Origin of the sequence: Chitinophaga rhizophila (assembly GCF_019492185.1) — a bacterium.
GTDB lineage: Bacteria > Bacteroidota > Bacteroidia > Chitinophagales > Chitinophagaceae > Chitinophaga > Chitinophaga rhizophila.
On sequence record NZ_JAICCF010000008.1, the window covers coordinates 1 to 12,742 of the forward strand.

The following is a 12,742-nucleotide window of genomic DNA, read 5'->3' on the forward strand; positions in this document are numbered from 1 at the left end:
GACGAACAAGCGACGGCGAAGAGGTGGACTTGATCCGAAGACAGGACGGCCAAGGGACGAACAAGCGACGGCGAAGAGGTGGACTTGATCCGAAGACGGGACGGCCAAGGGACGAACAAGCGACGGCCAAGAGGTGGACTTGATCCGAAAAGTAACCAGATACTGGTCGTCTTACAAAATAACAACTGTATAGTAATGTTACTAATGTAAGATAACCAGAATCTGTGAGAAATCAGCCGATGGACACCAGTTATTTCAGGGCATTTCGAAGTTCATTAGCAGCATATCTCAGGGCCGATTGTACAGCAGGTACTTCTGCAAGAGGATTCAGTAATCCGTAGTCATGGATCATACCCTGTATCCTGACGAGTGTAACCGGTACGCCTGCCAGGTCGAGCTTACGCGCGTACGCTTCTCCTTCATCCCGCAGTACATCATTTTCTGCTGTCTGCACCAGTGTAGGCGGTAGTCCCTTTAGTTGCTCGAGGCTAGCCTGTAAAGGGGCCGCGTAGATGTCTTTGCGCTGGTCCTTTGGAATATAATTGTCCCAGAACCATACCATCATATTTTTGGTAAGGAAGCGGGAGGTCGCATATTGGTTGTAAGACACCGTCTCGAAGTCAGCATCTGTTACTGGCCAGAACAGCAACTGGAATTTCAGCGCCGGCCCGTTCTTGTGCGCTGCCATCAGCGCCGTGGCAGCAGTCAGATTGCCACCGGCGCTATTACCTACTACCGCCAGGCGTTTGCCATCAATAGCTATCTCACTGCCATGTGCAGCTACCCATTTGGTAGCAGCGTAGGCTTCATTGAGGGCGACAGGGTACTTTACCTCCGGAGAACGGCTATACTCGACAAATACCGCTGCCACACCTGAATATACTACCAGGTCTCTCACAAAGCGTTGATGCGTAGGGAAATCACCGAGTACCCAGCCGCCACCATGAAAGAACAGGAAGGCAGGTAGCTCTCCCGTTACACCCGCAGGCCGCACAATGAAGATCTTGATACTGAGGCCGTCTTGTGTAATTGTTTTCTCTGTTACATCAACGCCTGAAATAACTGCTTTTACAGAAGATTGTGCGCCTTCCAGTACCTTACGCGCATCGGCAGGTGCCATCTGCTCCATCGGCTTACCGCCTCCGCTGTTCAATACCTTTAAAAATGCTTTTGTACGTATCTCTATTGCAGGGTCATTAGCAGGATCCAGTACTTTCGTCTGTGCATCTGCACTATTCACTACACTGGCAGCAGCAATAGAGCCTGCGGCCAATATGTTCTTCATCGATTGCTTTGTCATTTGCTTTCGTTTATTATGATTAAGGAATGTCGGCTTGTGCAAAGCTATCGTACGGTTACACGGGCATCAATGGCGGAATAGTGTGCTCAGTTGTATATTTTGGTTAACGGTTGTGTCTGTGGTCTGTAGTGATGAATACGTGGTCGAGTGGGGGCTTTTTACAGAACGGCATCTGCTGTAAGACCCTTCTTGAAACTGGTGAAGTTCATACCTGAGTTGTTCTTGAAATACTTGCTGAAGTGCGAGTGATCATCAAAGCCCAGCAGGTAAGCTATTTCCTTCATGCTGACATTTGAATGTAGCGCCTGTCTTTTTGCCTCCATGATAATATGCTGCTGTATATGCGAACTCGCAGGAGTGCCGGTAATCTTCTTTACAATCCGGTTTAGATGATTGGCAGTAACACATAGTTCACTGGCATAATCGGCTACAAATTTCATCGTCCGGAAATGCACTTTTACCAGTGAGATGAAACGTTGCACCAACTCAATTTCCTTTGACTGTGCCAGTTCATTTACCCTTACATGCTGCCGGCGCGAAAAGTAGATGACCAGTATGTTCAATAGTCCGGCCAGCACTTCTGATCTGAGGAGGTAATGATTACAATACTCCTTGGACATCTTCGTCATCAGGTCTTCTATTTCATATTGCATATCTGCATCTGACGAGATCATGGACAATCCCATACCGTATATGTGCGTGTCCAGCCAGGTATTTCCCATGGTATAGGTTGCCCAGCGATAAAGGAAGTCCTGTGAAAAGGATATGTAGTACCCCTTAGGAGCATGTTGCAGTTTACATTGCCTGACCTGTCCGGGCGTCAGACAGTAGATCATATCGTTGTTGAAGGGGTGATGCACCGCATCAATAGCAATAGTGCCTGTGCCTTCCTGCATCCAGATGATTTCAAAATACTGCAATCTTTCCTGTTGACCGCTCAGTAAATGATGATCGCTGCGAATGGTCTCCAGCCGTTGGATCTCAAAATGATCATTCTTTTCTACCTTGGGTTGTTTGCGGGGATGCTGCAATGCGGGCAGCACGTCTGCGTCGTATAGGATTTTACTGGTCATAATGATGTGGTTTCAGTTCGTAAGGTATCATGCTAATCTGGTGCCATGGTATAAATGGTTGATTATTATATAGATGTAAGGGGTATGCCTCTTCTTTACTAGTCATATATCGTTAATTGTTCAGTAGATTGTTAAAATATCAGGAGTTGGACAGGTCATAAATATCACCCACATAGAACGGTATGCACATTAGTCATATATCGACAATTTTTTGGTAAATTGTCCGTATATGAATAATGCCAGTAGATTAGTTTTCTGTCTAAATTCTTAGCATACAATGAGTTATTAGCATGGCATAGCGCTTGACCTATATTAACCAAATTTTACTGGTATATCAGTTATACCAGTAAGAAGCACCACCTCACATGCCACGATCAAAATCTGTAGTACAATCATCTCCACCTGCAACATCAGGAAAGTCCTGGCAGCAGGATAGTGAATTGCAGCAAATGCTGTTGTCGCTGACAATGGACATCGCCAGGGTAAAGGCGAAAAGTGATCTCATGACCCTGATGAAAGCCCGTTTCAGTACTCTTTTTCCCTTTACGCATTGCGTAATCTCGGTTCCTTCCAGGGATAACCGGTCTTATAGGGCTTATCTGCTGGATACAGCGTCAGTGATAAGAGGGCATGACCAGTATGATGAACTGGTGGCTCATGAATGGCCGGTAACAGAAGAGTGGATCATTACAGCTATCGGTACAGGAGAACCTTTTATTTGCAAATTACGTGAGATGAAAGCCAGGGGAGAGCTGTCAGGTAATATGCAGATTATACATGAAGCAGGCATAGAAGAGACCATGAACTGCGGGTTGATCTCCGAGAATGAAGTAATAGGCGTGCTGTCGTTTTTCTCTAAGACGCTAGGTAACTTCTCTGAAGCCATATTTCCGCTGGTAAAGGTCATAGCGAGTTACATCTCGCTGGCAGTGGTCAATATTATGGCCCGGGAGGAGATAGAGCAGAAGATCAGGGAGAGAGAGGCCTTGCTTACATTAAGTGATGCTATCAGCAGGGTAAAAGACAGAACAGGTCTGCTGGATGTGATCAATACAAAGCTGAAGCAACTATTCCGTTTCAATTACAGCCTCGTGGTCAGACTCAGTGACGACGGTATGTCCTGTACCGCTTTCTTGCTGGATCCGCAGTCCACCAGTCGTTCAGATCCGGACTACAATAAAATTACTTCCCGGTGGCATACTATCAATGATGGTATTGTTGATAGAGTGCTCAATGCAGATGGTCCGGTGATGATAGATATTGAGAAGGAAGCTTTGCGGAGCGATGCGCCTGAATATACTATCATGCAGTTCCGGGCAGGCGTCAGGGAATGTGTGGGAGTTACGTTGAGAGATGGTAACCGTCAACCCCTGGGGCTTATCCTGTTTTGCGCAGAACAGAAGGGTTGGTTCAATACTGATGTATTAAACCTGATCCGTGCAGTGTCGTATCATCTGGCTACTGCGATGTCTAATATTTTCCATCATGAATATATACAGGCCAGGGATGCGGAGAATGAGTTACTGCTTACCATCAGCCATGCTATTGCCAGTATACCTGACAGAACAAAGCTGATTCACCGGATCAAGCGAGCCTTGCAGACACGCCTGCAGTTCTCGGATATAGCCATTGTACAATACAACATCAATAAAGGGATATACAAGGTAATACTGGAAGATTGTGAGAAGACCAATCAGCATAAGGACTTTGAATCTATTGCTTTCAGAGAGCATCCATTGCAGGATGGTCTGCATAATGTGGTGATGGCCTCAGAGGGTACAGTGATCCTGTCCGTACCAGCATTGCAGAAGAGTGGAGGCGTACATTTCGATTTTTTGGCCGCTGCAGGTATTGTGGAAATAGCAGGTATACGGTTAATGCACAACAACGAAGTGTTTGGAGGAATGACGTTGTTATCAGAGAAGAGCAACACGTTTTCTGCTGCTGACATGCGGCTGATAGAGCGTTTCTCTTATCACCTGTCAGGCTCTGTTGCCAATATGCTGGCAAATGAGGCCATACAGCAACGGGAGAAGGAGAAGGAAATCCTGTTAGCGCTGAGTGCGGATATTGCCAGAACAAGTGGTCCTGAATCACTGATTGCAGTGATGCGCCAGCGTCTGAAAAGTATCTTCCGTTTCAATGATATTACTGTTGGGTTGTTTAATGCAGAAAAGACCGCCTTCAAGGTGATGGTGGCAGATGTGGAAGAGCGGCGTACTACCCATCCTGCATTCAATGAAATAGCTTTCTCTGAGTATCCGATAGCAGATGGTATACATGATGTATTGTTACATTCAGATAAGCCTGAGCTCTTTTATATAGAAAACCTGCTTATGAAGAACCCTGGTAAACATCCTGGCATACAGTTCATTTTTGAGCGAGGTATCAGGGAGATTGCCGGCGTCAAACTGGTTAATCAGAATGAGGATATAGGTTTCATTACTATGTTATCCGAAGAAAGGAACTCATTTCGCCCGAAGGATCTGCACCTGTTAAAAGGTGTGTCAGACCAGGTAGCTGTAGCCGTTGCGAATATACTGGCAGATGAGAAGATTGAGCAGCAGCTGAAAGAGATCAACGGTTATAAGGAGAAGCTGGAAGAAGAGAAGTTATATCTGCAACAGGAAATCAGCAGTGTTTATACATATACTGATATCATTGGTGCAGGTCCTGAAATGCAGCGGGTATTCCATATGCTGTCGCAGGTGTCATTTGCCCAGAGCACCGTCTTGATTTTAGGGGAGACAGGAACAGGTAAGGAGCTGATTGCAAGGGCTATTCACAATGCCTCGCCCAGGAAGAGTAAACTGATGGTGAAGGTGAATTGTGCTGCTTTGCCGGCTAACCTGATTGAGAGTGAACTATTCGGGCATGAGCGGGGAAGCTTTACCGGTGCAGTCGAGCGACGGATCGGGAAGTTCGAGTTGGCGAACCATGGCACCTTGTTCCTGGATGAGATAGGAGAGATGCCGCTGGACCTGCAGGTTAAACTGTTACGTGCCATACAGGAAAAGGAGATTGAGCGTATTGGAGGGAAAAGTACTATCAAGACGGACGTCAGGATTATTGCGGCTACTAACAGGAACCTGCAGAAGGAAGTGGCAGAAGGTCGCTTCCGTAGTGATCTCTTTTACAGGCTGAATGTGTTTCCAATAGTATTACCTCCACTACGCGATCGTAAGGAAGATATCTCTTTGCTGGCCGCTCACTTCATGGAGAGGTTTGCCCGAAGTGCGGGAAGAAAGAATGTCCGGCTGTCCAGTACTGCCATGAAGCAGCTGACGGCATACAACTGGCCAGGTAATGTGAGAGAGCTGGAACATGTATTGGAACGAAGTATACTGTTGACGCAGGGAAATGTAATCAGGGAGATTAACCTGTCTTCTCAACCAAAATCTGACCATAAAGTACAGCCAGAAGAAGACTACACCAGGACATTTGAAGAGATGGAACGGGATTATATACTGGGTGTGCTGAATAAATGTAAGGGGAAGGTGTTTGGTCCTGGGGGCGCTGCGGAGATACTGGGCATGCATGTATCTACCTTAAACCACCGGATCAAGAAGTTAGGTATCCGTAAGGAACAAACTTATTACATCAGGAAACCATAGCCATTGTAGCATGATTAGGAGACAGGCATATCCACAGACCGGCAAGCATGATTAAACATTTACTAACCATCGCATGGGCGAAAAGATACTAATAGTAGAAGATATTTTTATTGAAGCCAATAACCTCCAGATGATTATGGAAAGGGCCGGCTATACAGTAAGCGGCATTGCGGCTTCTGTGGAAGTGGCTTTGCAGATGGTTGAGCAGGACACACCTGATTTTGTGCTCATCGATATCTATCTGAAGGGCAAACAGACAGGTATTGATCTTGCCAGGATACTAAGACAGCGCAATATTGCTTTCATCTATCTCTCAGCTAATTCCACCAAGCAGACCCTGGATCAGGCGAAGGCTACTTTTCCCTATGGCTTTCTTGTGAAGCCATTCCGGGAGAGGGAGGTACTCGTTACACTGGAAATAGCCCGTTATCTGCATGCAAACAGCCTGGAAGCGCTGCTCCGGAAAGGCACAGCCGAGCCTCATCCGCATACTATTCAGGACCTGCGCGTACATGGCATCGTAGGGGATAGTCCGCAGTTACAGCGTATACTTCAGCACCTGCTCATTGTAGCTCCTGCCGATACCTCGGTGCTGATTACTGGGGAGAGTGGTACCGGGAAAGAAAAGATGGCTGAGCTGATACACCGGTTGTCTGACCGCGCCTCCCGCCCGCTGATTAAAGTAAACTGTGCGGCCATGTCTACTGAGCTGATAGAGTCGCTGCTGTTTGGTCATGAAAAAGGCAGCTTTACAGGAGCAGTGGAAAGACGGATTGGCAAGTTTGAGCAGGCGAATGGCGGTACCATTTTTCTGGATGAAATAGGAGAGATGCCGTTAGAAGTTCAGGTTAAACTACTGAGAGTACTGCAGGAAAGAGAGATTGAGCGCATAGGTGCAGCACGGCCGCTGAAAGTTGATGTCAGGATCATTTCAGCTACCAGCCGGGATCTCGAGAAGGAAGTCGCAGAGGGACGGTTCCGTATGGACTTCTATTACCGGCTAAACGTGTTCCCCCTGCACCTGCCACCGCTGAGAGAACGGAGAGAGGACGTCCCTGCATTGATCAGGCACTTCCTGGAATTACATTGCCGTAACCTCGGTAAACCGCCGGTAACCGTCACGCAAAAGGTAATAGAAATGCTAACACATTATTCCTGGCCGGGGAATATCAGGGAGCTGGAAAACCTGATAGAGCGCGCTACACTGATGTGTGAGGGGAATACTATTTCATATATCGCACTGCCGGAGAAGATAGATTATATGCCTTTGCCTAAGGACGACAGGATTAAAACTATACAGGAAAATGAGCGGGAGCATATTATCAGGGTACTGCGTCGGTGTAATGGTAAGATCTTCGGAAAAGGCGGTGCAGCAGAACTATTGTCTATGAATGTGTCTACACTCAACTACCGCATCAGGAAGCTGGGTATTAATAAGGATGAATTGCATCTTCCAGGATAAAATGTACAGCTGAATAGCGTGATTTTCCATTGCCGGGGTATCTCCACTAGGGTAGCTTTGAGATATCGAAATAAATTTCAGCAGCTATGGAAAAGATCATATCACCACACATTTTATTCATTACCAGTACCTACGTAACTAACCAGCACCTGGGAATCCGGGGTTCTAAGATTTAAAGTGTCCGGTCCATGAAACGTTATGCAAAAGCTGTGTGGCATGGTTCGGGGAAGGATGGTAGCGGGCATCTGACTACACAGAGTGAAGCGCTTGAGAAAAACAATTACTCCTTCACCAGCAGATTCACCAGTACAGCAGGCACAAATCCTGAGGAGCTATTGGCTGCTGCCCATGCAGGATGTTTTACTATGAAGCTGAGTTTTGTGCTGGATGAAGCCGGTTATTATCCCGAAAGATTGGAAACGACCGCCTATATTAGCTTTGAAAACGGAGCCATTACAGCATCCCGGTTGTTTGTAGCAGGAATAGTGAAGGGGATCAGCCTGGTCGATTTTGAGGCCTGTGTGCTGGAAGCAAAGGTTGATTGTCCGGTAAGTATGGCACTGAATATTGCCATTACCACAGAAGCTAGCCTGACGGATTAATTACACGGCCGCTGTTACAGGCAGACTGCCTCAGCTAGCGCTTTTCCGTTTATGGGCGACAATCTTTGCAAAGGAGACCAGTTCGCTGATAGCGATAAGTCCGCAGATAAACAGGAAATTAGACCTGTCCATGCCCACGAAGAAGACAATAATAATCAGGAGCGGGATCAGCAGCATTCCATACCCTTTCCAGCCTATGACACGTTGTAAAAGTGATACGAATAATCCCCAGATAAGGCTATAGAAGAGACTTGCCATTAGTAAAACAAGTACCAGCTGGGTGCCTTTCACCGGAGCAATAAACTGGTAATACAGTATACACCAGATACATACAAAGAGGATATAGGAGGCAATGAATGCTAATCTTTTCATACAATTGTCAAGCTCGTAGTCTGTACTAATATTTGACAACAATATACGAGTCTTTTATACAAAGTAGATGAAAACAATGTAAAGTCCGAGGCTGAAAAGCAGGTGGCAGCTGCCTACAAGCAAGGCATAGCCGGGTATAGGAACTGCAGGAGGATTTGGATGCAGACGAATAAAAGCCGACCAGAAGGCGATCGCGACTATTCCCGTAATTACCCCCAGTGCAAGCGCAGATCCAATAGTGAGTTCTATCAGGTCAGCCCGCCACAGGTAGAAATAGACGACTGCAAAGAATACCCCGATCAGGTAGTGTAGTATTGTGCCGATGATGATATCTATAGGGCGCTTAGTGAGCCCTTTATCCGGGGTAGTATGGTTAGTCACCATTGTGGATAGTACTCCCACTACCTTATAGTTCTTGCCTGTCAGCAGAGACAGCAGGTACAAAGCACCGGTCATCAGCAATGTACCAAAGATTCCTCCAGCCAGGATCATCAAAAAGTTGTGCATACGAATGTGTCAATGGTCAGCTTTGAGAGGTATAAAAACTATGCCACCGGATAATAGGAGGAGAATGCGCTGTCTTCTAGGGCTTCAAAAAGTCTATCAAGATTCCTAACAGCACAAGTGAAAGAGAAAATACGATCATACCTAACATATAGGCGGCTAATGCTTTAAAATAACTGGACACTTTCTTAGCATCAAAAAATTGCCCGATGGCCCAGATGGCGTATAGTATAGCCACAGCACCTGCAATATTCATCAGGCTTACTTTAGTCAGTCCTTCAATAACGGCGAAGGCTGCAAAGATTAGCATACCTACTCCCATTACAAAGCATAGCAGGATTAATATCTCAAAGAAGTTATAATTATACCTGCTGAAAAACAGTTTAGACCAGAAAGCAATGTACATCCCCATGATAATGTTTGCATAGCCATAATGATGTTGTACCCAGGAGAAGATTAGACCTATAGCAGATTGCTTGGAGCCATCAAAATTGACATACCCTTTCTCAATATGGAAGAAATTACTGGTTAATGTATATATTAGTGAGGTTATTATGATAAATATTACAGGCTTTACAAGTCTGCTTCTATTTGTTGCGATAAATTCTTTTACATTTTGACCCGGCCGGATCAATAGTTCCTTTATGGTATAAAATATCCCTTTGTCAAAATGTAAGATATGCCAGATCTCATGCAGGATATAGTCCTTATCAATTCGCTTAATTTGTATAGGTTGACCACAATTGCCACAGAAATTGTTGTCTACTGCATTGTGACAGTTACTGCAAGTGATTGTAGTAATAAGCATAGCTGGGATAATTTACTGTATTAGAGGTCTTATTTAGATTTACTGGTTAATAGAGTCTATAAGCGACTCTTTTACAAAAGAAACTAATATACCGCTGCCAACGGCTACACTTTAGTGTAGATCTTACCACTATTACAGGGTTAGTGCCCTTCTATATAAGGACCATATTATTAATTACTCAGGTATGAAGAATTATGCTCAGTCCGGGCTGTTTACCAGGAATAACCTGGGAGAAATTCCAGCGGCAGACCGCTTAAAGCAAAACAACTACCTGGAGGCCGTAAAAGCCTTCGCAAGATTAACGTACGAAAGTATCTATGTCATCGACTATGAGCATATGACATTTGAGTACGTATCTGAAAATCCCTTGTTTCTCTGTGGATATTCCCCGGAGGAAGTAGTGAAGCTAGGCTATGAGTTCTATTTCAGACATGTTCCTGAAAATGACCTGACAATGCTGAACATCATCAATGAGGCAGGCTTTGACTTCTTTAAAAGGGTATCTGATGATGACAAGATGGGGTACAGCATTACTTACGATTTCCACCTGGCAGATAAAGACGGAGGACAGCTGCTTATTAACCATAAACTAACGCCGTTATTTCTGACAAGCGAAGGCAGGTTATGGAAGGCGATGTGTATTGTTTCCATCTCTCACCATAAGACTGCAGGTAATGTCTGTATATACAAGCAAGGAGCTGGAGATATATGGCAGCTGGATTTGAAGAACCTTGCCTGGACCAGATCTGAAAAGCCGAAATTAAACAAGAGAGAAATAGAGGTGTTACACCTACATGCCCAGGGGTTGACAATCAACCAGATTGCAGAGAAAATATTTGTTGCACCTGATACTGTCAAGTACTACCGGAGACGAATTTTCGAGCGTTTAAACGTAAGTAACATGGTTGAAGCGCTTTCCTATGCAGTAAACAACAAAATTATTTAACGGAATGCCATATTGGGCTACCGACTTACTTTAATGAGCGTATGCTTTACTAGGCGAGAGGATGTGTGAGTATTCCGGATCAAGTGCACACTTGCAGAATGATTAAACGAGAAAGGGTCGCTCATTGAGCAACCCTTTCTCGTTGTACTATATTTAGAACTATTCTATGTCAGTTTTTTATGAATTGGATATTATTACTAAAGTCTATTAATTGTAGATTAGTAAGTAATTCTTTCCAGAAGTCGCCTTTACTTATTTTTTATGTTTGGCGCAGTTATAAAGCATTTAATTAAGTTGAGAAATTCAGTTTCCGTCAGCCTTCCTATTTGCTCATAATCAATTCCCTCAAAGGCATACTTATCTTCAAACGATGTTTGATCATATTCATCAATCCAGTTGGCATATGAATAAGTAGGTTTCGGAAAAGCCCAGCCATTTGTGGTTATTATTTTTGCTGCTTCAAAATAATAGCAATTAAAACTTGCGTCATCAATATTTATGCAACCATGATTTTTTGAAGCATATGTTGGTACGTAATCCTGACTTGATGGTAACGTGGCTAACAATAGATTATTATCCTTCTGGCCTAAGCTAATAAAGTACTTATTTTTTGCAGGAGTCTTATCCCCTTTAAAGTAAAAGGGTGTGAAATAAAGAATTGTGCCAGGTGAGAACATTATAATTTGAGTGCTTTTACAGTTTTATAATATTCCTGAAAATCGTTGTAAAGCTTCTCCTTAACAGGGTCTCCGGATATAAGCTCACTAGATCTATCCGATAGTTTGATGTATTAGCTCTTTTAGACTCAAAAAGCTCAATTAATCCATAGTGATGTGCGGCCTTGTACCATGGCGAAGATGTTCTGTGAGTAAAGTCAACTAATTCCTGGGCGCTCGAATACTTAAAGGTACTAATGAGATAATCCATTAACTCAATTTCATTCTTTGAAAATTCATCGTCACAGAATGGCTTACGCCCGAAAACTTTCGTTCCTATATTATCATTTGCAAGCTCTATGTAATCTGCCAGCATATTAGGAGCTTCGTTTACCTCTTGATAGATATCGCTACATACCGGGCCCGCCTGCCATACCTCATAATCAAGGTTTAGAAAAGGAATACCATATTTCTTCACAGAAAACTCATCCAGAAAGTAAAGGAGCTTCAACAATTTGGTTTTATACAATGGTTTGATCCTATCAGCAATGTATATGACAGTATTGCCGATCTTATCAATCTGATCAGGGGTGTATTGATGAATATTGTTGTTTTGACATTGAGTCATATAATCAGCGTCATTCAAATTTTATGTAAAATACTAATTTTTTTAGTATTACTTATGCCTCTTTCAATAGGTTGATCTTATATGGCAAATGTCGAAATTTCTACCGAGTTGAGGATAATACATAGGGAATAAAAAAAGGAACATCAGATGATGTTCCTTTTTTTGTTCGTACCGCGTACGGGAGTCGAACCCGTCATTCCTCCGTGAAAGGGAGGCGTCTTAGCCGATTGACCAACGCGGCATGTCGCGTTTGGGATTGCAAAGGTAGACAAAATATCTAATCGACAAAATTTATTTTTAAATATTTTCAAAAAGGATAGAATATATCACCTTTGTACTACTATGGGAAAACTAAACATACTTATAGCAGAAAACGATGCAGATGGTAAAGTGCTGATCCAGGAATCCTTTGCGGATACCGGTTTGTTTAACGTATTAGCCATTGCTGAAGACGGGCAGATCCTCAAGAATATAATGGAGGAATCCGATATCCTGTTCCCGGATGTGATTTTGTCCGCCGCCGGACACGGATATGATATTCTGTACTATCTTAAGACTAGCGATGCCTTCAGAGAAATCCCTGTGGTGACCTACTCCAATACCACTACCGGTACTGATGAGAAGAAATGCCAGCAGATGGGAGCACTGAAACACTTTATTAAACCTGATAGCGCACCCGGTTACCAGAAGATGGCCAAAGAACTGTATGATCTTCTGCTGGGAGAATAGTTGTAGCAAAAAGACATTGAAAAAGCCATGACCCGCAGGTCATGGCTT

The 12,742-nt window shown here is 44.1% G+C and carries 12 protein-coding genes and 1 tRNA gene; 5 read left to right on the forward strand and 8 right to left on the reverse strand.

The window, feature by feature from the left end:
* Positions 1-250: 250 nt before the first annotated feature.
* On the reverse strand, positions 251-1,300 hold the full coding sequence (locus K1Y79_RS28700) for an alpha/beta hydrolase (protein WP_220253675.1): 1,050 nt from the start codon (positions 1,298-1,300) through the stop codon (positions 251-253).
* Between the two features lie 158 nt (positions 1,301-1,458).
* Complete coding sequence (locus K1Y79_RS28705; protein WP_220253676.1) at positions 1,459-2,373, reverse strand: helix-turn-helix domain-containing protein; 915 nt, start codon at positions 2,371-2,373, stop codon at positions 1,459-1,461.
* Positions 2,374-2,738: 365 nt separating this feature from the next.
* Here K1Y79_RS28705 and K1Y79_RS29230 point away from each other — a divergent pair, with 365 nt between their 5' ends.
* The 3 genes from K1Y79_RS29230 to K1Y79_RS28720 all read left to right on the forward strand — a co-directional run bounded on the left by K1Y79_RS29230 (position 2,739) and on the right by K1Y79_RS28720 (position 8,051).
* Positions 2,739-5,987 (forward strand): sigma 54-interacting transcriptional regulator, encoded by a 3,249-nt coding sequence (locus K1Y79_RS29230; protein ID WP_236059924.1) that lies wholly within the window; start codon positions 2,739-2,741, stop codon positions 5,985-5,987.
* A gap of 73 nt (positions 5,988-6,060) precedes the next feature.
* Complete coding sequence (locus K1Y79_RS28715) at positions 6,061-7,449, forward strand: sigma-54-dependent transcriptional regulator (protein WP_220253677.1); 1,389 nt, start codon at positions 6,061-6,063, stop codon at positions 7,447-7,449.
* 188 nt (positions 7,450-7,637) lie between these two features.
* Positions 7,638-8,051 (forward strand): OsmC family peroxiredoxin, encoded by a 414-nt coding sequence (locus tag K1Y79_RS28720; protein WP_220253678.1) that lies wholly within the window; start codon positions 7,638-7,640, stop codon positions 8,049-8,051.
* A gap of 30 nt (positions 8,052-8,081) precedes the next feature.
* Here the strand turns inward: K1Y79_RS28720 and K1Y79_RS28725 are convergent, their stop codons facing one another.
* From K1Y79_RS28725 to K1Y79_RS28735, 3 genes are all read right to left on the reverse strand, one after another.
* Positions 8,082-8,423, reverse strand: coding sequence for a hypothetical protein (locus K1Y79_RS28725; protein ID WP_220253679.1), 342 nt, complete (start codon positions 8,421-8,423; stop codon positions 8,082-8,084).
* A gap of 54 nt (positions 8,424-8,477) precedes the next feature.
* The gene (locus tag K1Y79_RS28730) at positions 8,478-8,930 is read right to left on the reverse strand and encodes a hypothetical protein (RefSeq protein WP_220253680.1); all 453 of its coding nucleotides are present in this window, start codon (positions 8,928-8,930) and stop codon (positions 8,478-8,480) included.
* A gap of 76 nt (positions 8,931-9,006) precedes the next feature.
* A complete protein-coding gene (locus K1Y79_RS28735) occupies positions 9,007-9,735 on the reverse strand; it encodes a DUF3667 domain-containing protein (protein ID WP_220253681.1) in 729 nt (242 codons plus the stop codon).
* Between the two features lie 184 nt (positions 9,736-9,919).
* On the opposite strand from K1Y79_RS28735, the gene K1Y79_RS28740 reads away from it, so the two are divergent.
* Complete coding sequence (locus K1Y79_RS28740) at positions 9,920-10,681, forward strand: response regulator transcription factor (protein WP_220253682.1); 762 nt, start codon at positions 9,920-9,922, stop codon at positions 10,679-10,681.
* A gap of 248 nt (positions 10,682-10,929) precedes the next feature.
* Here the strand turns inward: K1Y79_RS28740 and K1Y79_RS28745 are convergent, their stop codons facing one another.
* From K1Y79_RS28745 to K1Y79_RS28755, 3 genes are all read right to left on the reverse strand, one after another.
* The gene (locus K1Y79_RS28745) at positions 10,930-11,358 is read right to left on the reverse strand and encodes a hypothetical protein (RefSeq protein WP_220253683.1); all 429 of its coding nucleotides are present in this window, start codon (positions 11,356-11,358) and stop codon (positions 10,930-10,932) included.
* A gap of 16 nt (positions 11,359-11,374) precedes the next feature.
* Positions 11,375-11,983 (reverse strand): type II toxin-antitoxin system antitoxin SocA domain-containing protein, encoded by a 609-nt coding sequence (locus tag K1Y79_RS28750; protein WP_220253684.1) that lies wholly within the window; start codon positions 11,981-11,983, stop codon positions 11,375-11,377.
* Positions 11,984-12,134: 151 nt separating this feature from the next.
* Positions 12,135-12,206, reverse strand: a tRNA-Glu gene (locus K1Y79_RS28755).
* Positions 12,207-12,307: 101 nt separating this feature from the next.
* Here K1Y79_RS28755 and K1Y79_RS28760 point away from each other — a divergent pair.
* Positions 12,308-12,694 carry a response regulator gene (locus K1Y79_RS28760; RefSeq protein WP_220253685.1) on the forward strand — a complete coding sequence of 129 codons (387 nt, stop codon included), beginning with the start codon at positions 12,308-12,310 and terminating at the stop codon, positions 12,692-12,694.
* Positions 12,695-12,742 lie beyond the last annotated feature (48 nt).